Annotated in this window: 28 protein-coding genes and 1 tRNA gene; 23 read left to right on the plus strand and 6 right to left on the minus strand. The window is 64.3% G+C overall.

Going from position 1 to position 22,720, the window contains the following annotated elements; genetic code table 11:
* Positions 1 to 25: 25 nt before the first annotated feature.
* Entirely contained in the window at positions 26 to 346 is a 321-nt protein-coding gene (locus AC07NK_RS14095; protein WP_495171231.1) for a GatB/YqeY domain-containing protein, read from the plus strand.
* 5 nt (positions 347 to 351) lie between these two features.
* On the opposite strand, the gene AC07NK_RS14100 is transcribed toward AC07NK_RS14095, so the two are convergent.
* Positions 352 to 567 carry a hypothetical protein gene (locus AC07NK_RS14100; RefSeq protein ID WP_495171232.1) on the minus strand — a complete coding sequence of 72 codons (216 nt, stop codon included), beginning with the start codon at positions 565 to 567 and terminating at the stop codon, positions 352 to 354.
* A gap of 161 nt (positions 568 to 728) precedes the next feature.
* Complete coding sequence (locus AC07NK_RS14105; RefSeq protein WP_495171233.1) at positions 729 to 1,874, minus strand: acyltransferase family protein; 1,146 nt, start codon at positions 1,872 to 1,874, stop codon at positions 729 to 731.
* A gap of 252 nt (positions 1,875 to 2,126) precedes the next feature.
* On the opposite strand from AC07NK_RS14105, the gene rpsB reads away from it, so the two are divergent.
* Both rpsB and tsf read left to right on the plus strand, forming a co-directional pair.
* Positions 2,127 to 2,972: a 30S ribosomal protein S2 gene (rpsB, locus tag AC07NK_RS14110; protein ID WP_495171234.1), complete on the plus strand. Its 846-nt coding sequence runs from the start codon at positions 2,127 to 2,129 to the stop codon at positions 2,970 to 2,972.
* Between the two features lie 97 nt (positions 2,973 to 3,069).
* A complete protein-coding gene (tsf, locus tag AC07NK_RS14115) occupies positions 3,070 to 4,005 on the plus strand; it encodes a translation elongation factor Ts (RefSeq protein WP_495171235.1) in 936 nt (311 codons plus the stop codon).
* A 76-nt stretch (positions 4,006 to 4,081) separates the two neighbouring features.
* Here tsf and AC07NK_RS14120 read toward each other — a convergent pair whose 3' ends face one another.
* On the minus strand, positions 4,082 to 4,267 hold the full coding sequence (locus AC07NK_RS14120; protein ID WP_495171236.1) for a hypothetical protein: 186 nt from the start codon (positions 4,265 to 4,267) through the stop codon (positions 4,082 to 4,084).
* 120 nt (positions 4,268 to 4,387) lie between these two features.
* Here AC07NK_RS14120 and pyrH point away from each other — a divergent pair, with 120 nt between their 5' ends.
* The 18 genes from pyrH to AC07NK_RS14210 all read left to right on the plus strand — a co-directional run bounded on the left by pyrH (position 4,388) and on the right by AC07NK_RS14210 (position 18,950).
* Positions 4,388 to 5,119, plus strand: a complete 732-nt coding sequence (gene pyrH / locus AC07NK_RS14125; RefSeq protein ID WP_495171237.1) for a UMP kinase — start codon at positions 4,388 to 4,390, stop codon at positions 5,117 to 5,119.
* Between the two features lie 13 nt (positions 5,120 to 5,132).
* A complete protein-coding gene (gene frr, locus AC07NK_RS14130) occupies positions 5,133 to 5,690 on the plus strand; it encodes a ribosome recycling factor (RefSeq protein ID WP_495171238.1) in 558 nt (185 codons plus the stop codon).
* Positions 5,687 to 6,427 carry an isoprenyl transferase gene (locus AC07NK_RS14135; protein ID WP_495171239.1) on the plus strand — a complete coding sequence of 247 codons (741 nt, stop codon included), beginning with the start codon at positions 5,687 to 5,689 and terminating at the stop codon, positions 6,425 to 6,427. Before frr ends, AC07NK_RS14135 begins: the two co-directional genes overlap by 4 nt.
* Positions 6,428 to 6,462: 35 nt before the next feature.
* On the plus strand, positions 6,463 to 7,197 hold the full coding sequence (locus AC07NK_RS14140; protein ID WP_495171240.1) for a phosphatidate cytidylyltransferase: 735 nt from the start codon (positions 6,463 to 6,465) through the stop codon (positions 7,195 to 7,197).
* Positions 7,194 to 8,351, plus strand: a complete 1,158-nt coding sequence (locus AC07NK_RS14145) for a 1-deoxy-D-xylulose-5-phosphate reductoisomerase (RefSeq protein ID WP_495171241.1) — start codon at positions 7,194 to 7,196, stop codon at positions 8,349 to 8,351. Before AC07NK_RS14140 ends, AC07NK_RS14145 begins: the two co-directional genes overlap by 4 nt.
* Positions 8,348 to 9,481 (plus strand): RIP metalloprotease RseP, encoded by a 1,134-nt coding sequence (gene rseP / locus AC07NK_RS14150; protein ID WP_495171242.1) that lies wholly within the window; start codon positions 8,348 to 8,350, stop codon positions 9,479 to 9,481. The genes AC07NK_RS14145 and rseP overlap by 4 nt, the downstream gene beginning before the upstream one ends.
* Before the next feature lie 77 nt (positions 9,482 to 9,558).
* Positions 9,559 to 12,318 (plus strand): outer membrane protein assembly factor BamA, encoded by a 2,760-nt coding sequence (gene bamA, locus AC07NK_RS14155; protein ID WP_495171243.1) that lies wholly within the window; start codon positions 9,559 to 9,561, stop codon positions 12,316 to 12,318.
* Positions 12,318 to 12,926: an OmpH/Skp family outer membrane protein gene (locus AC07NK_RS14160; protein ID WP_495171244.1), complete on the plus strand. Its 609-nt coding sequence runs from the start codon at positions 12,318 to 12,320 to the stop codon at positions 12,924 to 12,926. The genes bamA and AC07NK_RS14160 overlap by 1 nt, the downstream gene beginning before the upstream one ends.
* A complete protein-coding gene (gene fabZ / locus AC07NK_RS14165; protein WP_495171245.1) occupies positions 12,923 to 13,402 on the plus strand; it encodes a 3-hydroxyacyl-ACP dehydratase FabZ in 480 nt (159 codons plus the stop codon). The genes AC07NK_RS14160 and fabZ overlap by 4 nt, the downstream gene beginning before the upstream one ends.
* A 106-nt stretch (positions 13,403 to 13,508) precedes the next feature.
* Positions 13,509 to 13,739 carry a 50S ribosomal protein L31 gene (gene rpmE / locus AC07NK_RS14170; protein ID WP_495171246.1) on the plus strand — a complete coding sequence of 77 codons (231 nt, stop codon included), beginning with the start codon at positions 13,509 to 13,511 and terminating at the stop codon, positions 13,737 to 13,739.
* Positions 13,740 to 13,797: 58 nt separating this feature from the next.
* Positions 13,798 to 14,121, plus strand: coding sequence for a PilZ domain-containing protein (locus AC07NK_RS14175; protein ID WP_495171247.1), 324 nt, complete (start codon positions 13,798 to 13,800; stop codon positions 14,119 to 14,121).
* A 77-nt stretch (positions 14,122 to 14,198) separates the two neighbouring features.
* Entirely contained in the window at positions 14,199 to 14,915 is a 717-nt protein-coding gene (gene ccmC / locus AC07NK_RS14180) for a heme ABC transporter permease CcmC (protein WP_495171248.1), read from the plus strand.
* A complete protein-coding gene (gene ccmD, locus AC07NK_RS14185) occupies positions 14,912 to 15,043 on the plus strand; it encodes a heme exporter protein CcmD (protein WP_495171249.1) in 132 nt (43 codons plus the stop codon). Before ccmC ends, ccmD begins: the two co-directional genes overlap by 4 nt.
* The gene (gene ccmE / locus AC07NK_RS14190; protein ID WP_495171250.1) at positions 15,040 to 15,474 is read left to right on the plus strand and encodes a cytochrome c maturation protein CcmE; all 435 of its coding nucleotides are present in this window, start codon (positions 15,040 to 15,042) and stop codon (positions 15,472 to 15,474) included. Before ccmD ends, ccmE begins: the two co-directional genes overlap by 4 nt.
* Positions 15,471 to 17,405 (plus strand): heme lyase CcmF/NrfE family subunit, encoded by a 1,935-nt coding sequence (locus tag AC07NK_RS14195; RefSeq protein WP_495171251.1) that lies wholly within the window; start codon positions 15,471 to 15,473, stop codon positions 17,403 to 17,405. Before ccmE ends, AC07NK_RS14195 begins: the two co-directional genes overlap by 4 nt.
* A complete protein-coding gene (locus AC07NK_RS14200; RefSeq protein ID WP_495171252.1) occupies positions 17,402 to 17,929 on the plus strand; it encodes a DsbE family thiol:disulfide interchange protein in 528 nt (175 codons plus the stop codon). Before AC07NK_RS14195 ends, AC07NK_RS14200 begins: the two co-directional genes overlap by 4 nt.
* A complete protein-coding gene (locus tag AC07NK_RS14205; RefSeq protein ID WP_495171253.1) occupies positions 17,926 to 18,303 on the plus strand; it encodes a cytochrome c-type biogenesis protein in 378 nt (125 codons plus the stop codon). The genes AC07NK_RS14200 and AC07NK_RS14205 overlap by 4 nt, the downstream gene beginning before the upstream one ends.
* Positions 18,300 to 18,950: a tetratricopeptide repeat protein gene (locus tag AC07NK_RS14210; RefSeq protein WP_495171254.1), complete on the plus strand. Its 651-nt coding sequence runs from the start codon at positions 18,300 to 18,302 to the stop codon at positions 18,948 to 18,950. The genes AC07NK_RS14205 and AC07NK_RS14210 overlap by 4 nt, the downstream gene beginning before the upstream one ends.
* A 3-nt stretch (positions 18,951 to 18,953) precedes the next feature.
* Here the strand turns inward: AC07NK_RS14210 and cmk are convergent, their stop codons facing one another.
* Entirely contained in the window at positions 18,954 to 19,595 is a 642-nt protein-coding gene (gene cmk / locus AC07NK_RS14215) for a (d)CMP kinase (RefSeq protein WP_495171255.1), read from the minus strand.
* Complete coding sequence (gene aroA, locus AC07NK_RS14220) at positions 19,592 to 20,929, minus strand: 3-phosphoshikimate 1-carboxyvinyltransferase (protein ID WP_495171256.1); 1,338 nt, start codon at positions 20,927 to 20,929, stop codon at positions 19,592 to 19,594. The genes cmk and aroA overlap by 4 nt, the downstream gene beginning before the upstream one ends.
* Positions 20,930 to 21,040: 111 nt before the next feature.
* Between aroA and AC07NK_RS14225 the strand changes: the two genes are divergently transcribed.
* Both AC07NK_RS14225 and AC07NK_RS14230 read left to right on the plus strand, forming a co-directional pair.
* Positions 21,041 to 21,358 carry a TIGR02300 family protein gene (locus tag AC07NK_RS14225; protein ID WP_495171257.1) on the plus strand — a complete coding sequence of 106 codons (318 nt, stop codon included), beginning with the start codon at positions 21,041 to 21,043 and terminating at the stop codon, positions 21,356 to 21,358.
* Positions 21,359 to 21,446: 88 nt separating this feature from the next.
* Positions 21,447 to 21,522, plus strand: a tRNA-Ala gene (locus AC07NK_RS14230).
* Between the two features lie 778 nt (positions 21,523 to 22,300).
* Here the strand turns inward: AC07NK_RS14230 and AC07NK_RS14235 are convergent.
* Positions 22,301 to 22,495: a hypothetical protein gene (locus AC07NK_RS14235; RefSeq protein WP_495171258.1), complete on the minus strand. Its 195-nt coding sequence runs from the start codon at positions 22,493 to 22,495 to the stop codon at positions 22,301 to 22,303.
* Positions 22,496 to 22,720: the final 225 nt, after the last annotated feature.

The raw sequence follows: 22,720 nt of genomic DNA on the forward strand, positions 1-22,720 counted from the left end.
GGCAACCGAAGAGATGAAAGCCCGGTTGCGCGTCGATCTGTCGACCTACATGCGTGCCCGGCAATCGCTGGAAGCGGGGGTAATCCGCAGTCTGCTCGCGGCGCTCGACAATGCCGAGGCACTACCGGTTGATCATAACCGCCCTGCATCCCTGCAGGCACGGTTCGGTGACGGAAGCTCTGAAGCCGACCGACGTAGCCTGCCTCAGGAAGATGTCGACGCCATCATCAGCAGCGAAATTCAGCAGCGCATGAATGCCGCAGCCGATATGGAACGGCTTGGCCTAGAGGATCGCGCCGAAACGCTCAGGCACGAGGCGCAGATTGCCAGGCGCTATGCCGGCTAGCGCGATCAGGCCGCCGCACGGAGCGGATAAGCAGTCGTCGTCACCGTCGCAGGGCGGATCGTGCGGACGCGCGGAGCCGTAACGGGGGCAAGGGCAGGGACCGTGTCGCCCATCAGCAGCGCACGCATATAGTCGAGGCGCGGCTGAATCGTGATCCACATCGACCAGACCGAAACCGCAATGGCGGTGGTGAAAAGCAGTGCGACGAGCAGTGCGGCCATGTGAACCTCCCAAATGGTCTCAGGCCTTCGCCTGAGTGCGGCACATGTTCGATGCCCGCTGTGTGAACCCTTTATGTTCCACTCACGTTCCGACTGTCAATCTCTTTTTGTTCTCATGTTCCAGCCGCTCGCCGAGCAGCCGGAACATGCAGCCGCGTGTCTTAAGCCTCCCGCGTCAGCAGCCGCTTGCCGAGCCAGCGGCGGACCGGCAGGTCGTAGAGCTTGAGGGCGGCATAGGCGAGAGCGATGGCAGCAACCGCCACCGCGACCCCGCCGACGATCGCCTCGTTGGTCGACGGCTTATCGGTCACGATCCACGCCATGTAGATATACACGAGCGGATAGTGCGTGATGTAGAGCGGGTAGGAGAGGTCGCCGAAGAAGCGCGCGATGCGCAGCGACACACCGTCCATCTGCTGTTGCCCCGCACCGATCGCGACGACCAGCGGGAAGATCACGATCACGCAGAACGCTTCGTAGAGGCCGTTCATCCACAGATTCTCTGTGCCGCCGAAACGGGGCAGCGACAGCGCGACGATCAGCAACAGGCTGCTGGCCCAGAAGGCGCCCTTCATGCGGATCTTCATGCCGAGCCGCATCATCAGCACGCCGGCGAAGAAGGGGAAGAGCAGCCGGACGAAGCCGATATACAGCCCCTCGCCGGTGAGCGTCCAGCCGCCGACCAGATCGCCGCGCTCGCCGAACACGGCGAGGTGGAACAGCGCGGCACCGGCGATGGCGACGAGCACGCCGAGCCAGCGGTTCGACAGCCGGTACAGGCCGACTGCGTAAAGGATGTTGGCGCAATATTCGAAGAACAGCGACCAGGCCGGGCCATTCAGCGGGAAGGTCTCCCCCCAGCCGCGCACGTCCATGGACGGCGGGACGGGGATCAGCGTGAAGCCGATTCCCATCAGCAACAGCACCTGCCACAGCGAGGCGCCGGCGGCGAGCGGGTAGAAAGGATCGATCTGGAACACGAACAGAGCCGCGCCGACGATCGAGCCGAAGATCACCATCGGCTGAAGCCGGATGAGGCGGCGCTTGTAGAATTCCCACTGGGTCATGCCGCCCCAGCGGTCGTCATAGGCGTAGGCGACGACGAAGCCCGAGAGCAGGAAGAAGAAGTCCACGGCGATGTAGCCGTGGTTGATGATCATCTTGTGCAGGTCGCCGCCCGTATGCCCTTCGAACAGGTGCATGAGCAGGACCATCAGCGCGGCGACGCCACGCAGCCCGTCGAGAATGACATAGTGGTTCTTGGCCGGCGCAGTTACACTCGCCGGCGCCGCATCAGCACGCGCCACGTTTCCCCTCCCATTGTCGCTCCGCCTGCGCGATCCGCGGCGGCCTCAATGGGACATATACAATACCATTGCATTCATAATGCAATACCAATTGTATCGTACGCGTTACCACCTCCGGGCATTGCAATCCGCCACGGGCTCGGCTAAGGGCGCCGCCTCAACCCCACATGGGAAGCATCATAACCCGGTGCTGCGGGCCTCTGGCTCACGGTCACTCGCTTCCCAGAGGATCAACCGGAAGGAGTTATCCCTATGGCGGCACCAGTCGTCTCCATGCAGCAGCTGCTCGAGTCGGGCGCACATTTCGGCCACCAGACGCACCGCTGGAACCCGAAGATGAAGCCTTACATCTTTGGCGATCGCAACGGCGTTCACATCATCGACCTGTCGCAGACCGTGCCGCTCTTCGCGCGCGCTCTGGAATTCGTCAGCTCGACCGTTGCAGCCGGTGGCAAGGTGCTGTTCGTCGGCACCAAGCGCCAGGCGCAGGAAGCCATTGCCGACGCAGCGCGCAAGTCGAACCAGCATTTCGTCAACCATCGCTGGCTGGGCGGCATGCTCACCAACTGGAAGACCATTTCGCAGTCGATCAAGCGCCTCAAGACGCTTGAAGAGCAGCTTTCGGGCGACACGCACGGCCTGACCAAGAAGGAAGTGCTCAACCTGACCCGCGAGAAGGACAAGCTCGAGCTGTCGCTCGGCGGCATTCGCGACCTGGGCGGCATTCCGGACATCATGTTCGTGATCGACGCCAACAAGGAAGAGCTGGCGATCAAGGAAGCCAACACGCTGGGTATCCCCGTCGTCGCGATCCTTGACTCGAACGTCTCGCCCGACGGCATCGCATTCCCGGTTCCGGCGAACGATGACGCCAGCCGCGCGATCCGCCTGTATTGCGAAGCCATCGCCATCGCGGCGACCCGCGGCAACCAGCACGCGCAAGTTGTGAGCGGTGCAGACTTCGGTGCGGCCGAAGTGCCGCCGGTCGAAGCAGCGCTGGCCGAGCCGGCACCTGCCGTCGTCGCCGAGCCGGAAGCTCCGGCAGCCTCGACCGAGCCGGAAACGGCCGCCGAGGGCGAGCGCCAGATCGACGCCTGAGCCGTCATCCAGACGTAATGGGGGCGGGGCAGGGCATTTCAGCTTTGCTCCGCCCGCATCACATTCAAGACATTCAGCTTAAACCGAGGAATTAGACATGGCAGAGATCACTGCAGCAGCCGTCAAGGAACTGCGCGAGCTGAGCGGCGCCGGCATGATGGATTGCAAGAAGGCGCTGACCGAGACCAACGGCGACATGGACGCCGCAGTCGACTGGCTGCGCACCAAGGGCCTGGCCGCTGCCGCCAAGAAGTCGAGCCGCACCGCGGCCGAGGGTCTGGTCGGCCTCGCCGTCGCCGGGACCAAGGGTGTGGCCGTCGAGGTCAACTCGCAGACCGACTTCGTTGCCAAGAACGAGATCTTCCAGGGCTTCGTCCGTGAAGTGACCGCGGTCGCGCTCGAAGGCGGCATCGACGATGTCGAGGTGCTCAAGGCTGCGAAGATCGAGGGCGGCACGATCGAGGAAGTGCTGACCGCGAACATCGCCACGATCGGCGAGAATCAGGTTCTGCGCCGCGCGAAGAAGGTCGAAGTGACCAACGGCGCGGTGATCCCGTACGTCCACAACGCTGCGGCCCCCGGCCTCGGCAAGATCGGCGTGCTCGTCGCGCTCGAGAGCGATGCCGGTGTCGACGTGCTCGAGCCGCTGGGCAAGCAGATCGCGATGCACATCGCCGCAGCGTTCCCGCTGGCGCTGTCGGTCGAGGATCTCGATCCGGAAGTCGTCGAGCGCGAGGCTGCGATCCTGCGTGAGAAGAACGCCGACAAGATCGTGGGCAAGAGCGCCGAAGTGGCCGAGAAGATCCTCAACGGCCCGATCGAGAAGTTCAAGAAGGAGAACGCGCTGCTGACCCAGGCGTTCGTGATGGACGGCAAGACGCCCGTTCAGGACGTGATCGCCAAGGCGGGCAAGGACGCCGGCGCGACGATCGTGCTCAAGGACTATGTCCGCTTCCAGCTCGGCGAAGGCATCGAGAAGGAAGAGAGCGACTTCGCTGCGGAAGTCGCGGCGACGGCGGGCCTGAACCGCTAAGTCGTATCGCTTTGCGAACAAGAAGGGGCGTGGCCACTACGGTGGCCGCGCCCTTTTTGCTGGGCCCTTTGGTGGCTCAGTCGGGGTCGTCGATCGGGAGTTCGCCGAGCGGATCGGCTTCGGTGAGACCGGCGACCTCCTCATAGACCGCGGCGTTCTCGCTCATCTCTTCCGCAAGGGCGGGGTTCTGCGCGCCGACATCGCGAAAGAAAAGCGCGGCATCGCGCAGGAGCTTGGCCGCAAGCTGAGCGTGGTTTGGCATGAGATTCGCGCCTCCGTTGAGCGCGATGCTAGCGGAAAACCCGCGCTGCCGCTTGTCCCTGTCGCGAGGCTCATCTAGGGTCCGCGCCGCTCCCCAATAACCGACAGAATCAAGGGCCAGATGACCGCGCCACGCTTCAAACGAATCCTGCTCAAACTCTCGGGCGAGGTGCTGATGGGTCAGGGCCAGTTCGGCATCGATCCCGCCACCTGCGAGCGGGTGGCGCGCGAAGTGAAGGCGGCGACCGAAGCCGGGTTCGAAATCTGCATGGTCGTGGGCGGGGGCAACATCTTCCGCGGTCTCGCCGGCGCCGCGCAGGGCTTCGAGCGGGCGAGCGCCGACTATATGGGTATGCTCGCGACGGTGATGAACGCGCTGGCGATGCAAAACACGCTCGAGCGGCTCGGCGTCGATACGCGCGTCCAGTCGGCGATCCCGATGGCGAGCGTTTCGGAACCCTATATCCGCCGCAAGGCGATGCGGCACATGGAGAAGGGCCGCGTGGTGATCTTCGCTGCGGGCACCGGGCTGCCATTCTTCACCACCGACACCACGGCGGCACTGCGCGCAGCCGAGATGAACTGCGATGCGCTGTTCAAGGGCACCAGCGTCGATGGCGTGTACAATGCCGATCCCAAGAAGGTGCCGACGGCAACGCGGTATGAGGAGCTGAGCTTCGACCGCGTGCTGGTCGACAACCTCAAGGTCATGGATGCCACCGCGGTGGCTTTGTGCCGCGACAACAACATTCCGATCGTCGTGTTCAACATCCGCGACGAGGGCACTCTGGAAGCCGTGCTGCGCGGTGAGGGCACCTCGACGATCGTCCGTAACCCACCCGAATCCGCATAAGAGGAAGCTGAACATGGCCGCTTACGACAAGGCCGACCTGGAGCGCCGGATGGCGGGCGCGGTCGAATCGCTCAAGCATGATCTGCAGGGGCTGCGCACCGGCCGAGCGAGCATCACGCTGCTCGATCCCGTGACGGTCGAGGTTTATGGCGCACATATGCCGATCACCCAGGTGGCGACCGTCGCCGCGCCTGAATCGCGCCTGCTTTCGGTAACGGTGTGGGACAAGTCCAATGTCGGCCCGGTCGACAAGGCGATCCGCTCGGCAGGCCTCGGCCTCAACCCGATCGTCGACGGACAGACTCTGCGCCTGCCGATTCCCGATCTGACCGAGGAACGCCGCAAGGAACTGGCGAAGCTTGCAAGCAAGTACGCCGAGAACGCCCGCATCGCCGCGCGTAACGTGCGCCGCGACGGCAACGACAGCCTGAAGACCGACGAGAAGAAGGGCGTGTTCGGCGAGGACGAGCGCAAGCGCCACGAGACCGAAGTCCAGAAGCTGACCGACGCCACCATCGCCGATATCGACGCGGCGGCAGCGGCGAAGGAAAAGGAAATTCTGGGCAAGTGACCGCGGTCTCCGCCCCTATTCCGGCGAGTCCGGAGGGCGGGGCCGTTCCCCGCCACGTCGCGATCATCATGGACGGCAACGGACGCTGGGCGAAGGCCCGGCGACTGCCGCGGCTTGCCGGGCACAAGCAGGGCGTGGACGCGGTGAAACGCGTCTCCCGGGCCGCGCGCGATCTGGGCATCGAAGTCCTCACGCTCTACGCCTTCTCGTCCGAGAATTGGCGGCGGCCCGAGGAGGAGGTGCGCGACCTGATGGGTCTGCTGCGCTATTTCCTCAAGAACGAACTGCGCGACCTGGTGGCGGAGAATGTGCGGTTACGCGTGATCGGCGACTATCACGCACTGTCGGACGATCTGGTGGCGATGATCGACGCGGCGATCGAACGTACGTCGGTCAATACCGGCGCGACGCTTGTGATCGCGCTCAACTATGGCGCGCAGGCCGAGATCGTTGCGGCGGCGCAGCGGCTTGCGGCAGCGGCGAAGGCGGGTGAACTCGACCCGGCGGTGATCGACGAGGCCATGTTCGGCGACGCGCTGACCACCCATGGCCTGCCTCCGTTGGATCTGCTGATCCGTACCTCGGGCGAGCAACGGCTCTCCAACTTCCTGCTGTGGCAGGCAGCCTATGCCGAGTTGCTGTTCGTCGATACGCTGTGGCCCGATTTCGACGGTGCCGCGCTGGCCGATGCGATCGCGCAGTTCGGTAACCGGCAGCGTCGGTTCGGAGGGTTGTGAACGACACAGCGCCACGGAAGAATGCAGACCTGCCGGTGCGTGCACTGGTGGGCGTGCTGCTGATCGCGGTGGCGGCGTCCGCATTATGGCTGGGCGGGTTCGCCTTCTGGCTGCTGGTGACGCTCGCCGGGATCGTGATGATCCACGAATGGGGCGGGCTGCACGGCGCGACGCCGGGGCAGAAGAAGCTGGCGCAATATGCGTTGACGGTGCCGCTGGCGATCATGGCGCCGATCGCGGCGGGTCCGGGGTTCCTCGCATTCAGCCTGATGCTGGGTGCGATGTTCTTCATTGCCGCAGCGACACGCAACGGGATGCTGGGGGCAGGCGCGCTGTATATCGGGCTGCCGGTACTGGCGCTGCTGGTGCTGCGCGAGGCGGGGCTGCTGCTGGCCTTCTGGGCGATGGCGCTGGTCTGGGCGTGCGATATCGGGGCGTATTTTGCGGGACGGACGATCGGCGGACCGAAGCTGATGCCGCAGGTCAGTCCGAACAAGACCTGGGCAGGGTTGCTGGGCGGTGTCGCCGGGGCGGGGCTGTTCGCCGCGATCCTGACCCTTTGGGGCCTCGACTGGCGTCTTGCTGCCGCGACGCCGTTGCTGGCGGTGCTGGCACAGGCAGGCGACCTTTATGAGAGCTGGCTCAAGCGCCGCGCGGGCGTGAAGGACTCGGGCAATCTGCTCCCCGGCCATGGCGGCGTGCTCGATCGTCTCGACGGGCTGGTGCCGGTCGCGCCGGTCGCCGCGTTGCTGGTGCTGGCGGTTCGATGAGGAGCGTCACCATCCTCGGTGCGACCGGATCGGTCGGCACCTCGACGCTCGACCTGATCGCACGGGCACCCGACAGTTTCGAGGTGACCGCGCTGACCGCCAATAGCGACGCCGTCGGGCTGGCCGCCGCCGCAAAGCGCGTGCGGGCGAAGCTTGCCGTGGTAGCGGACGAGAGTCGCCTGCCAACGCTGCGCGAGTTGCTGGCTGGAAGCGGGATCGAAGCTGCTGGCGGTGCGAGCGCCGTATGCGAAGCGGCACGGATGGGCGCTGACTGGACGATGGCCGCGATCGTCGGCACCGCGGGCCTCAAGCCGGTGATGGCAGCGATCGAGGGCGGTCGCACAATCGCGCTGGCGAATAAGGAGTCACTCGTTTCGGCGGGCGAGGTCGTCACCCGCGCCGTAGCCGAGAGTGGCGCTACCCTGCTTCCAGTCGATTCAGAGCATAATGCTATTTTTCAGTGCTTTGAATCCGATAATGCAGACAAGGTTTCAAAGATCATCCTCACTGCGAGCGGCGGGCCGTTCCGCGAACGGGCGTTAGCGGAGATGCGCGGGATCACGCCCGAACAGGCGGTGGCGCACCCCAACTGGTCGATGGGCGCTAAGATCAGCGTCGATTCGGCGACGCTGATGAACAAGGGACTGGAGCTGATCGAGGCGTTTCACCTGTTCCCGGTGGCACCCGAACAGCTTGATGTGATCGTCCATCGCCAGTCGGTGATCCATTCGATGGTGGAATATGCCGACGGGTCGGTGCTGGCGCAGCTGGGCTCGCCCGACATGCGTGTTCCGATCGCCTATACGCTTGCCTGGCCGCGTCGCATGGAGACCCCTTGTCAGCGGCTGGATCTTGCCCGGATCGGTCGACTCGACTTCGAGGCGCCCGATTATGATCGATTCCCGTGCCTGAGGCTGGCGCGCGAGGCGCTGGCAGCGGGCGGCGCGCGTCCTGCGGTGCTCAATGCCGCGAACGAAGTGGCCGTCGCCGCGTTCCTCGCACGGCGCATCGGCTTTCTTGAAATTGCCGCAATCGTCTCGGATACGCTGGAGCGCTATGATCCGGCCGCGCCGGAAACGCTCGATCAGCTGTTGATGATCGATGCGGAAGCGCGGACAATCGCGGGTGAGCGTGTGAAGGACTGCGTCATTTGACCGAAAATCCCGGTTTCTTCTTGTACATTCTCGCATTCCTGCTGGTAATCGGGCCGCTCGTTTTCGTGCACGAGCTGGGGCATTATGCGGCAGGCCGCATGTTCGGGATCAAGGCGGACGCCTTCTCGATCGGGTTCGGGCGAGAGATTGCCGGTTTCACCGACAAGCGCGGGACACGCTGGAAATTCGGGTGGCTGCCGCTGGGTGGCTACGTCAAGTTCGCAGGCGACATGAACCCGGCGGGGCAGCCCAGCGCGGAGTGGCTATCGCTTCCCGCGGCTGAGCGGGAGAAAACGTTCCAGGCCAAACCGGTGTGGCAGCGCGCGATCGTGGTCGCGGCCGGACCTGTAACCAACTTTGTGATCGCTATCGCGATTCTGGCTGCATTTGCGGTGGCATATGGCCAGCCCAACACCGCGCCCGTAATCGGGACGGTGGATAAGGGGAGTGCTGCCGCCGCGGCCGGACTTCAGCCGGGAGACCGGATCCTCTCGGTCGGTGGCCGTTCCGTGGATGGGTTCACCGAGATCGCACGTTATGTGACCATGCGTCCGGCCGAGCCGATCCAAATCGGCCTCGAGCGGAATGGTCGCAAGCTCGATCTGAGCGTCACCACCGGCGTTCGTAAGGAGAAGGACCGGTTCGGCAACGTCTACCGGCTGGGCGTGCTCGGAGTCCGCTCCGGACCCGTCGATCTGGTGCCAGTCAGTATATGGGAAGCCCCGATGACGGGGATCCGCGAGACCGGCCGGATCATCCAGATGCAGATCGACGGGCTTGGCCAGATCATTACCGGTCGCCGGTCGGTGAGCGAGTTGGGCGGGCCATTGCGAATCGCTCAGGTCTCGGGCGAACGATTGGCATTGGGACCGACGGAGTTCGTATTCCTCATCGCGCTCGTCTCGATTAATCTGGGATTCATCAACCTGTTGCCAGTCCCGGTGCTGGATGGTGGCCATCTTCTGTTCTATGCGATCGAAGCGGTCCGGCGGAAACCCGTTGGGCCAGAGGTGATGGAGTGGGCATTTCGCGGTGGGATGGTGGCGATCCTGGCGCTGATGCTTCTGGTGACATTCAACGATCTCGGCGCCTTTGGCGTGTGGAGAAATCTGGCCGGGTTGATCGGCTGACGCGGTTAGGGCAGGGCGGTTCGCCGCCGGCCCACGCTTCGGCCAGAAAACTCTTTAAGTCCGACTGGGGTAGGATAGTGACTGCAATCAAGGTTACGAAAATCGGCGTGCGCGCCACTGCGCTGCTCCTGACGGGCACAGTCCTGTCGGGCGTCGCGTTCGCGCAGCAAGCGCCGCAGCAGCCAGCACCCGCTCCGGTCGCCCAGCAGGCGCCGGTAACGCCCGTAGCGGTTCCCGAACCGGCACGGACGGTGCGCTCGTTGCGTGTGGAGGGAACTCAGCGTCTCGAGCCCGAGACCGTGCTGTCTTACACGCGCATCCGCGTGGGCCAGCCCTACACCACCGAGAGCCTTGACCAGGGCATCCGTGACCTGCTGGCGAGCGAGCTGCTGGCCGATGTGACGATCGAAGGCGTCGAGAGCGGCGATATCGTCGTACGCGTGCGCGAGAACCCGATCATCAACCGCGTGGTGCTGGAGGGCAACAAGCGGCTGAAGAACGACAAGATCGTCAAGGAAATCAAGCTGGCGCCGCGCCAGATGTTCACCCGCACCGCGGTGCGCGCCGACGTCGCGCGTATCGTCGAGCTCTATCGCCGTCAGGGCCGCTTCGCCGCCACCGTCGAACCCAAGATGGTCAGCCTCGACCAGAATCGCGTCGATGTGATCTTTGAGATCGAGGAAGGCGCGAAGTCCAAGGTCCGCCAGATCAACATCATCGGCAACGAGGTGTTCAAGGACGGCAAGCTGCGCGGCGAGATGGCGACCAAGCAGGCGCGTCTCACCACGATCATGAGCTCGAACACCAGCTATGATCAGGATCGGCTCGCCTATGACCAGCAGAAGCTGCGCCAATTCTATCTGACGCAAGGCTATGCCGATTTCCGCGTGGTTTCGGCGGTCGCCGAGCTGACGCCCGACAAAAAAGACTTCATCATCACCTATGTCGTCGAGGAAGGTCCGCGCTACAAGTTCGGGCCGGTGACGGTCGACAGCAGCATCCGCGACTTTGACGACAAGGTGCTGGCCGGCAACCTCGCGATCAAGGAAGGCGCCTGGTACAACGCCAAGATGGTCGAGGACACGGTCGACCAGCTCTCCGAAACGGCAGGCATGTTCGGCTATGCCTTCGCCAACGTTTCGCCCGAGTTCAAGCGTGACCGCGAGAACTTGACGATGACGCTCACCTTCAACATCGCCGAGGCGCGCCGAACCTATGTCGAGCGGATCGACATCGTCGGCAATACCCAGACCCAGGACAAGGTGATCCGCCGAGAGCTGCGTCTCGCCGAGGGCGACGCATTCAACACCTTCCTGGTCAAGCGTTCGCAGGACCGCATCAACTCGCTCGGCTATTTCGGCGAGAAGTTCGAGATCGAGCAGAAGGAAGGCTCGACTCCCGACCGCGTCGTGCTGACCGCCAATGTTGAAGAAAAGTCGACCGGCGAGCTGACGCTGTCGGCAGGTTTCTCGAGCCTTGAGCGGTTCATCTTCCAGGGATCGATCCGCCAGCGCAACTTCCGCGGCAAGGGCCAGGATCTGCGTCTGTCGGTCGATTATTCGAGCTATTCGAAGTCGATCGAGGTCGGGTTCACTGAACCCTATCTGTTCGACCAGAACATCGCGCTGGGCGGCACGATCTTCCGCCGCGACTATAACTCGTTCAACTATCTCGGCTCCGATCGGCGCACCACCTATCAGCAGGTATCGACCGGCGGGCAGCTGGTGCTGGGCGTTCCGCTGACCGAATATTGGACCGCATCGGCTCGCTATTCGCTGACGCACGATTCGGTGGGCCTTGATCAGGGCAGCTTCTTCACCAACGGTGTCTGCGATCCGCTCAAGGCCGGCCGCTATCTTTGCGAAGCGCTGGGCAAGCGCTGGACGTCGAGCGTCGGCCTGTCGCTCATCTATGACAGCCTCAACAGCCGTCTGCGCCCCACCGCGGGCCAGCGACTGGTGCTGGGCACCGACTTTGCGGGTCTTGGCGGCGACGTGAAATACGCCCGCGCCCGCTTCGACGCCGACAAATACTGGAACATCGGTGGCGGCTGGATCTTCTCGGCCGGGCTTGAGGGTGGCTATATCCACAGCCTCGAGAAGACCACGGGCAGCATCGATCCGGTGCGCATCACCGACCGCTTCTTCCTGGGCGAACCGCAGTTCCGCGGCTTCGATATCCGCGGCGTTGGTCCGCGTGTACAGCGCCTCAGCTACACCGGCTCGGTGGCCGCCGGAAACCAGACACTGGTCACCGACAAGGACCAGATCTTCGACGATGCGATCGGCGGACGCGCCTATTATCTCGGCAAGCTCGAGCTTGAGATCCCGCTGGGCGCTGGCGCGCGCGAAATGGGAATCCGTCCGTCGATCTTCGTGATGGCCGGCGCGAACTGGGGCGTTCGCCAGCCCGCCAAGGCCGCGAACTTCACCCAGGCAACCGACTCCGCCGGGAACAAGCTGTTCAACGCCGACGGATCGCCGTCGCTGTTGCCGATCCAGACGCCGCAGTTCGATTCCGAAGGGCGCCCGATCTATATCGTCCCTTCGACCGACGCGGTTGCACCGGGTCAGGCCACCACCTGCGTTATCGGCTATTCGGCAACCGCGGGTGGCGCGTGTTCCGGTACGTCGATCAACTCGCGATACAATATCGAGACTGCACCCTTCCAGGAACGCTTCCTGGGCAATTCGCCCCGGCCGCGCGTCTCGGTGGGCATCGGCGCCAATTGGAATTCGCCGTTTGGCCCGCTACGGCTCGATCTCGCCTATGCCCTCACCAAGATCGAGGGCGACGACGACAAACTCTTCAGCTTCAACGTGGGGACTTCCTTCTAATGTCGAAAACCAAGATCATTGTCGCCGCACTGGCGATTGCTGGCGCCTCGCTGGGTGCCGGTACCGCCGCAGCGCAGGCACTCGCCGATGCCAAGGTAGCTGTTGTCGATGTCGAGCGTGTGATGAGCACGTGCACCGCCTGCGCCGCCGCGCGCACGCAGCTGCAGACTCAGCAGACGCAGTTCCAGCAGTTCGCGCAGCAGCAGAGCCAGCCGCTGCAGGCCGAGCGCACCGCCATCGAGACCGCCCTGCGGGCTGCGAACGGCAAGCAGGACCCCGCGCTCGACCTGCGCGTCCAGGCCTTCCAGAAGAAGGCGGAGCCCATCCAGCGCTCGATCACCGAGCGTGAGCAGACCCTGCGCCGCAATGCGCAGTATGTGGAGCAGCAGATTGCACAGCGTCTGGTGCCGGTCATCGAGCAGGTTGCGAACCAGCGCGGTGCGACGATCGCCGTCGCGAAGAGCAGCTTGCTGTTCTCGGCCACCGCGGCTGACATCACCGATCCGGTCCTCGCTGCACTGAACCAGCAGCTGCCGAGCGTCAGCACCACCGCTCCGCCGCCGCAGCAGCCGGCACAGCAGCCCGCCCCGGCCGCGCCGGGCCGGTGACCGATCCGGCAGTGACGGGAGGCTCCATCGGCCCGCTCGATATCGGGCGGGTCATGGCGGCGCTCCCGCACCGCTACCCGATGCTGCTGGTCGACCGGGTCGAGAGCCTGATCCCCGACCAGCGCATCGTCGCGATCAAGGCGGTGACGATCAACGAGGAGTTCTTCCAGGGACATTTCCCGGGAAGGCCGATCATGCCCGGCGTGCTTCAGATCGAAGCGCTGGCGCAGGCAGCGGGCGTGCTCGCGGTCGAGAGCCTGGGTCTCGCCGGCACCGGCAAGCTTGTTTACTTCCTGTCGATCGACGGCGTGAAGTTCCGCAAGCCCGTCGAGCCCGGCGTCCTGCTGCGTCTCGAAGTCGAGTTCCTCCAGAAGCGCTCGCGTGTCTGCAAGTTTGCGGGCAAGGCGTATCTGGGCGACGATCTGGCGACCGAGTGCGAGTTTACCGCGATGATCACGGACCCGCCCTCAGCCTGATTTCGGGCACCTGCCCCTTCGCATTGCAACACGGGCGCGGCTCTGCTAGGGGCCGCGCCTCTTGCTGCCGGTCGGAAACCGGTGGCCTATCCAAGGATAAAGACCCGTGAAGAAAGACACGCACCCCGACTATCACATGATCAAGGTGCAGATGACCGACGGCACCGTGTTCGAGACCCGCACCACCTGGGGCAAGGAAGGCGACACGATGCAGCTCGACATCGATCCGCTGGCGCACCCGGCATGGACCGGCGGCCGTGGCCAGATGCTCGATGCCGGTGGTCAGGTGGCACGCTTCAACAAGCGTTTCGGCGGGCTTTCGCTCTCCAAGAAGTAAGATGCGGGCTGACGGCGTTAACGCGCCGTTAGCCATCATTGCCTAGGCTTGCCCGATGATGACACCGGGCAAGCGTTCCTTTGCAGCTGAATTCGAACCCGCGGTTCTGGGCCGGCGGCGCGCGCCGCGTGCGCCCGTTTCGCTCGATGCGCGGGTAGGTCGCGGCGGTCTCGACCGCGCGCTGTGCAAGGTGGTGGACCTCTCGCTCCACGGCGCCAAGATCGAGACCTTCTCTGCGCTGCGCCGCGATTCGGTGATCTGGCTGACGCTGCCGCATGTCGGCCATTGGGCCGCACGAGTCGTATGGGCGACCGATTTCGAGGCCGGCCTCGAGTTCCAGATATCACTCTCCGAAGACGAGTTCGACAAACTCGCCGCCTGAGTGCGCGCCAACGTGACAATCACATGAATCGGGGTTTGGACTTGAGCGGCGAATCCGCTTAAAGGCGGCGAAACGCCGTGATCCACGCACTCGCCAATCCCACGCGCTTCCTGAAGCTTGCGCGCCCGCTGACGCCCATCCTCTTCTGGAGCGGGCTGCTGCTGGTGCTTGTCGGCGCCTGGGGCGGACTGACGCAGACACCGCCCGACTATCTCCAGAAGGAGAGCGTCCGAATCCTTTACGTCCATGTGCCCAGCGCATGGCTGGGGATGGGAGGGTGGACCTCGCTCGCCATCGCCTGTTTCGCATATCTGGTGTGGAAGCATCCGCTGGCAAATCTCGCGGCGCGCGCGATCGCTCCAGTCGGGGCCGTGTTCGCCGCGCTTTGCCTGATCACCGGATCGATCTGGGGCCGCCCGACCTGGGGCACCTGGTGGGAGTGGGACGGGCGACTGACGTCGATGCTGCTGCTATTCTTTGTCTATATCGCCTGGATCGCGCTTGAACGCGCCGACCGTGAGCGGGGCGGCGACGGGCGTATCCCGGCGCTGTTCGGAATCGCGGGAACGGCGCTGCTGCCGGTGATCCGCTATTCGGTGATATGGTGGCAGACGCTGCATCAGGGGCAGAGCATCACCCTGACCCAATCCAGCATCCATGATTCGATGCTGTGGCCGCTGTTCATGACGGCGTCGGGCTTTGGCCTGATGTTCGGCGGTATCGTGCTGATGCGGATGCGCGCGGCACTGGCGACTCAACGCGTCGAAGCGCGGTTGCGGCGGATGGCGGCATGAACCACTGGCCCTTTATTCTTGCCGCCTACGCGGTGGTGACCGCCGGCGTCGGCGGGCTTTCGGTCGTAAGCTGGCTGGCGATGCGTGGGGCCGAACGCGCAGCCGACGCGCTGAGGGATCGCAAATGAAACGCAAGCATCAACGCCTGATGCTGGGGCTTGCTGCGCTCGTCGCGATCGGCGGAGCGAGCGGACTTGCGTTGTCCGCGCTCAAGGATCAGGCAGCGTTCTTCTACACGCCGAGCGATGTCGCGACCAAGAACCCGCCGGTAGACAAGGCAGTTCGATTGGGCGGGATGGTCGAGAGCGGCTCGATCAGGCATCTGCCCGACGGGATTACAATCAGCTTCGTCGTTACGGACAAGGAAGCCAAGGTGCCGGTGCGCTTCACCGGCGTCGCGCCCGACCTGTTCAAGGAAGGCTCCGGTGTTGTGGCCGAAGGCAAGTTTACCGCGGACGGCGGCTTCGTGGCCGACAATCTGCTCGCCAAGCATGACGAGCGCTACATGCCGCCGGAGATCGCCAAGAAGATGCCGTCGCCCGAGACGCTGAGCAAATGATCGCAGAAGCAGGACTTGCGGCGCTGTGGCTCGCCGCGGCGATGGCGCTGATGCAGCTTGCGATGGCGGCGCTGGGCCTGCGGCTCAGGCATGATGAGCTGGTCGCGGCGGTTCGCCCTGCTGCAATCGTGCAGGGCGTGCTGGCGGCACTGTCGTTCGGGCTGCTGATCGTGCTGTTCCTGCGATCCGACATGTCGGTGCTGCTGGTCGCGCAGAACAGCCATTCGGCCAAGCCGTTGCTCTACAAGTTTGCGGGGGCATGGGGGAACCATGAAGGCTCGATGCTGCTATGGGTCACCGTGCTGGCGCTGGCCGGCGCGGCGATCGCGCTGCTGGAGCGGAAGCTCGACCGCGCGACGCTGACCGCGACGCTGGGCGCGCAGGCATTCATCGCGCTTGGCTTCTACGCTTTCCTGCTGGTGGCCTCGAGCCCGTTCACCCGGCTCGACCCTGCGGCGCTCGATGGTCTTGGATTGAACCCGCTTCTTCAGGATCCGGGTTTGGCCTTCCATCCGCCGACGCTCTATTTCGGCTACGTCGGGCTCTCGATCGCCTTCTCCTTTGCGGTGGGGGCGATGGTGACGCGCGAGGTCGGACCGGTGTTCGCGCGCGCGATGCGGCCCTGGGTGCTCGCAGCATGGGTGTTCCTGACGATCGGCATCACCGCGGGCAGCTATTGGGCCTATTACGAGTTGGGCTGGGGCGGCTGGTGGTTCTGGGACCCGGTCGAGAACGCCTCGCTGATGCCTTGGCTCGCGGCGACGGCATTGCTCCATTCGGTCAACGTGCTGGCGGCGCGCGACGGGCTTCGCGCTTGGACGCTGATGCTGGCGGTCGTTGCCTTTTCGATGTCGATGGTCGGCACCTTTCTGGTCCGGTCGGGCATCCTGACCAGCGTCCATGCCTTTGCCGTCGATCCGGAACGGGGCAGCTTCATCCTTTTCCTGCTCGCCATCTATATCGGCGGGGCGCTTGTGCTCTATGGCGCGCGCGTCGGGCGGGTGAAGGCAGGGCAGGGATTTGACCTGCTGAGCCGCGAGGGTGGGCTGGTGCTCAACAACCTGCTGCTCTCCGTAATCCTTGGCATCGTGCTGATCGGCACGCTCTACCCGATTGCCGCGCAAGCGATGGGCGAGCAACTGTCGGTCGGCCCGCCCTTCTTCAACAAGGCGGCCGGCCCGATCGCATTGCTGCTGGTCGCGGCGATGGCAGTAGGGCCGCTGCTCAACTGGCGGCGCGACGATTTCAACGCGCTGCTGACCAAGCTGACCGTGCCCATTGCGCTGAGCGTGCTGGTGATGGCGGGCACCTTCTTCGCCGCGCCGGGCACGGGATGGATGGAGATCGTCGGGCTCGGCCTTGCTGCAGGGCTTGCGGTGGCGAGCTTCGCGCCGCTGTGGAAGCGCAAACTATTGCGGACCCCGATGTTCACCTGGGGCATGGTGATCGCGCATTTTGGCGTGGCAGTAAGCCTGGCTGGAATGGCCGCCGACAGCGCCTTCACGAGCGAACGGCTGGTCGCGGCGCGCTATGGCCAGCCCTATTATGTCGGACCGTGGCGGGTAGTGCTGAACGGCGTGGCGCCGGTGGTCGGAGAGAACTGGTCGGCGGTCGAGGGGCGGGTAACCGCGAGCCGCGGGCCGGTGGACGGGCCGATGGTCCTGCTGCGGCCGCAACGGCGCTTCTATGCCTCGCCCCCGACCGATACCGCCGAGGCCGCGATCTCGACACGCCTCGACGGGCAGCTCTATGCGGTACTGGGCGCGCAGGATGCACAGGGACGCTGGCAGCTGCGGCTGTGGTGGAAGCCGTTCGTGACGCTGATCTGGCTGGGCGGCGGATTGATCGCTCTGGGCGGCGCATTGTCGCTGATCGGGCGGTTGAAGCGCGAGCGGCGTAACGTGAAGCGGCGCGAGGAGGCCGACTGGTGAAGCGCTGGACACTCTGGGTGCCATTAGTGGTGTTTCTGGCCGTGGTCGCGCTGGCGGCGTGGCGGCTGCAGGACACCGGCGAGACGGTGGTCAAGTCGGCGCTGGTCGGGAAACCGCTGCCCGAATTCAGCCTGCCGGCGATGGTGGAAGGGAAGCCGGGGCTTTCGCGCGCTGACCTCGCGACCGGCAAGCCGCGATTGCTCAATGTCTTCGCGAGCTGGTGCGTGCCCTGCATCGCCGAAGCACCGCAACTGATGAAGCTCAAGGCCGCAGGGGTCGAGATCGATGCCGTAGCGATCAAGGACAGCACCGAAGCAGTGAAGGCATTCCTGTCGCGCCATGGCGATCCCTATGCGCGGATCGGCAACGATTACGACCGGATCGTGCAGATCGGCATCGGCTCGTCGGGCGTTCCGGAAACCTTCGTAATCGACAGTCAGGGCAAGATCGCCGCCCAGCACATCGGCGATATCCGCGAGGACGACGTGCCGAAGCTGCTCAAGGCGCTGGAGGAGGCGCAATGAGCCTGTTGCTCAGCCTCGCGCTGGCGGCAGGGGTGCCTGCGGACCTCGGCTATTCGCAGCTTCCCGACGCCGGCAAAGAAGCGCAGGCGGCCAGACTGATGGGGACACTGCGCTGTCTTGTCTGTCAGGGTCAGTCGATCGCCGACAGCGACGTCGACATGGCCGCCGATATGCGCCGGATCGTGCGTCAGAAGATCGCGGCGGGCGAGACCCCGGAGGCGGTGCGCAACTGGCTGATCGAGCGCTATGGCAGCTATGTGACCTATGATCCTCCGTTCAGCTGGACGACCGCGCCGCTATGGCTGACGCCATTGCTGCTGCTCGGCGCCGGACTGTGGCTGGCGCGCGGAACCATTCGGAGGCGGCGCAAATGATGGGCTGGATCGCGCTCACCGCGATTGGCGCAGCGGCGTTCGCGCTGCTGTGGCTGCTTGGTGTGCCGCGGACTCTTTGGTCGTTCGCGGGTGCGGCGCTGATGCTGGGCGCAGCGGGTTATGCCTTTCAGGCACGGCCCGACCTGCCCGGTGCCCCGGTCTCGGCGGCAAGGAAGGCCCAGGCGGACGAACCGGAACTGCATAAGTTGCGGGGTGAGATGTTCGGCCGATTTGCGATCAACGACGCCTATTTCATCGCAGCCGACGCGCTGGTGCGCGGGGGCGACCCCGACAAGGCCGCGACGATGATGCTGGGCGGCGTGCGTTCGTTGCCGCAGGACCCGTCGCTATGGACGTGGTTGGGAATGACGCTGGTCGAGGCGGACGACGGCACCATGTCACCCGCTGCAGCCCTTGCGTTTCGCCAGGGCGTGACGCTCGCGCCCAAACATCCGGGGCCAGCCTTCTTCTACGGATTGGCCTTTGCACGGACCGGGAATCTCGATGCGGCGCAGCCGTGGCTACGAAAGGCGCTGATGCTGACTCCGGCCAAGGCGGGATATCGCGCCGACGTCGAGCGGACGCTTAAGTCTGTAACCCTGTTCGCCGCGATGAAGGCCCGCGAGCAGCAGCAGCCCGCGCGCTGAGGTTCAGCCGGCCGCAGCGGCTTTTTTGGCGCGCTGCGTCTCGACCAGCTGGATCGCCCTTTGCACCGCAGCGTCGATCGAGAGGAAGCTGGTGTCGAGCACTGCGGCATCGGCCGCAGCGATCAGGGGCGCCTCTGCCCGCTTCGAATCACGTTCGTCGCGCGCGCGGATATCGGCGAGCACCTTGTCGAGGCTCGCCGTGATGCCATTGCGGCGCAGTTCGGCGTGACGGCGCTGGGCACGAATCGTCGGAGTCGCCTTGACGAACAGCTTGGCGTCGGCGTCGGGCGCGATCACCGTTCCGATATCCCGGCCATCGAGGACCGCACCGCCGGCTTGATGCGCGAATCGCTTTTGCCTGTGGAGCAGCGCCGCGCGGACCAGCGGATGCGCGGAGACGACAGAGGCGACCTTGCCGACCTCATCGGTGCGCAACCATTCGTCGGCGAGCAGCAGATCATCGAACCCGGTCGCGGCGACGGCGTCGGCCTCCCGTTCCGGATTCATCTCCTCACGCAGGACGGTTGCTGCGACAGCGCGGTAGAGCAGACCTGTGTCGAGGTGAGGAAGCTGATAGTGACGCGCGAGCGCGCGAGCGATGGTGCCCTTTCCCGATGCTGCGGGTCCATCGACGGCGATAATCATTCTTCAGTCCTGCCGGTCAGTGAATCGAGCGTGGCGAAGAAGCCGGGATAGCTGGTGGCAACCGGCGACACGTCGTCGATGCTCACATCGGCCTTCGCGCCAAGTCCAGCCACCGCCATGCTCATCGCGATGCGATGGTCGAGTTTCGAGGCGACCGGAGCACCGCCTGCGATCAGTTCGCCGCCGGTGCCGGTGATCGCGAGGCCGTCCTCAAACTCCTCAAGCACGACGCCGTTGGGCTGAAGCGCAGCGACCATTGCGGCGATGCGGTCCGATTCCTTGACGCGGAGCTCGTCCGCGCCACGTGCGACCGTGCGCCCTTGTGCAAACGCCGCGGCGACGAACAGAACGGGGTATTCGTCGATCATGCTGGGCGCGAGGTCATGCGGAACTTCGATCGCCTTGAGCGGCGCGTGGCGCACGCGCAGATCGGCGACCGGCTCGCCACCGACGGTACGCGGGTTTACCTCCGTAATATCGGCACCCATCATGCGAAGAGCGGTAATGAGGCCGGTCCGCGTCGGGTTGAGGCCGACATTCGCGATGGTGATGTCCGAGCCCGGCACGATCGACGCAGCGACCAGCCAGAAGGCAGCGGAGGAGGGGTCGCCGGGGACCATGATCTGTTGCGGTTTGAACTCTGCCTCACCGCGGATCGAGATGATCCGGCCCTGCGGGGTTTCCTCGACGGTGATGTCTGCGCCGAAGCCTGCGAGCATCCGTTCGCTGTGATCGCGTGTCGGCACCGGCTCGATCACACGGGTGATGCCCGGGGTGTTGAGGCCAGCGAGCAGCACCGCCGACTTGACCTGTGCCGAGGCGACCGGGAGCGTGTATTCGATCGGTACCGCCGGGCAGAGGCCGCGCATCGTCAGCGGAAGACGCCCGCCGGGGCTCGTCGTGAAATCCGCGCCCATCCTGGAGAGCGGGTCCGTAACCCGGCCCATCGGACGCTTCGAGAGCGACGCGTCGCCGGTGAAGGTCGCGGTGATCGGATGGCTGGCAACCAGCCCCATCAGCAGTCGCGTCGACGTACCCGAATTACCCATTTCGAGCGCTGTCTCCGGCTGAAGCAGCCCGCCGACACCCACGCCCCACACATGCCATACGCCATCGCCGTCACGCTCGATCTTCGCGCCCATCGCACGCATCGCGGCAGCGGTGGCGAGCACATCCTCACCTTCCAGCAGCCCCTCGATCCGGCTTTCGCCGACGGCGAGCCCCGCGAACATCAGCGAACGATGGCTGATCGACTTGTCGCCGGGAATGGTAAGGGTACCGCGCAGCGGACCGCGCGCGGAAATGGCGAGGGGGAGGGGAGTTGCACTGCTCATCGGCGGCGGCTTTGACAGCGGGCTTGCGCTATGGCAAGGCGCCCGCCACTTCAAACGGGGACGCAAGCTTCCCGTCACCCTGGAAAATCGAAGAAAAGGTTAGAGCGGCACATGGTGAAGCCGGAATGGGGCACGAAACAGACCTGCCCGAAATGCGCAACGCGCTTCTATGATCTGACCAAGGACGAGCCGGTCACCTGCATCAGCTGCGGCTTTGCGTGGGAACCCGAGCCGATTCTGAAGTCGAAGCAGCCGCTGCCGTTCGAGGTGGTGAAGCCTGAAGTCGACAAGAAGAAGGACGACGCAGATCTCGGCGACGAGGATCTGGATGTCGATGAGGACGCCGAGGGCTCGCCCGACGATGACGTCGATCTTGGCGGCGACGACGATCTGGGTGTCGATACCGGCGACAGCGACGAAGAAACCTGATCGGGAAGGTCTAAAATCGGGAAAGCAAAAAAACCCGGTTGCAAACCACGCGATGGCTGCTAGAGGCCATCGCCTTCCTGGAACGGATGGGGCCGTAGCTCAGCTGGGAGAGCGCTGCAATGGCATTGCAGAGGTCAGGGGTTCGATCCCCCTCGGCTCCACCATTCCGGGGTAAGTGACTGACAAGTCACTGGATCCTTGAAAGACACAGATTAGGCGGGCGGCTGTTACATTAGTGACGGGAGCCCGCAGCCGCGTGTGGGGACCGCACCGGGCGTGGCGCGATCTGCCACCTCAGACGGGCGGTATCCGTTGAACTTCGCCCGTCTTGACGGTCGCTGGAAGTTTATATTGCCGGCGCAGGCCTAAGGGCCGCGCGAAGACCACGTTCGACATTCCCATGCATATCGTCGGACCAGCTCCGGATCGGCAAAGAGGAGCTCGATTGGCTGGCCCAGCGTGTGGAGGAGCATGCTCGGAGCTCCCACTCCATCTGATCCGAACGCATCAATCGCCTTTCACAACCGGCCGTTATCCTGGCGCAGCCATGAGGGCGAAGCCTGCGGAGCTACAGGCGCAAGAGCGGTCCACCAGTTACGATAATGCGATTGTCGGAACGAAGCTCATATCATCACGACGCTCCGCAACCCTCAATGCCGCGCATACCACTCAAAGCCAAGTACGCTGCAGTTAAAACTATCATCGGAACAGACGCATAGTATATATTATCGAACTTTATATATGCGCCTGAAGACATCAATAGGGCAAGCAACGGAACAAGATTCCACCAATTTGAAAATATTCGGCGATCTCTGGAAAATGAAGTGATTATCGCAATCGCTAACCCTATCGCAGAGGACAGAAAAACAGAGTGCGCCATAGGCAGCCCCATAGCCAAAAAGGCTATCCACAAGAATATTACTACGTAGTGAAAGTATTTTCTCATCTAAATATCGCCGGGCAGGATTCCGATTCGGAATACGCCTCCTCGATCGGCTCGAAGCGGGCATCATCCTCTCCCGCGTCGATGATCTCGCCTACGCCGATATCGCCTGGCGCTGCGGGATCGATGTCGCCGAGGTCCAACTGCGGTTCGCCGATGCCCTGTTCGGCATCGGCCGCGCGCTCGACGGTCACGTCACGATCGCCATGCGGGTGCGCGGGGAGCTGCTGACCTGGCGCGCCGCCTGCGCCCGATTCCGCCATTGGCAGCTCGACCGTCCCTGGCGCGCGGAACAGGCCAGATTGCACCCGCGAGACACTTGGCACCGGCGGTTCGCCAGCAAGATCAAAGGGTTGATACGCTGACGACACCGGGAGTCTCCCCACCAGTGCCGTCTATCTCCCTTAAAAACTACGTGC

This window comes from Sphingomonas sp. GW821-FHT09B04 (assembly GCF_059418285.1).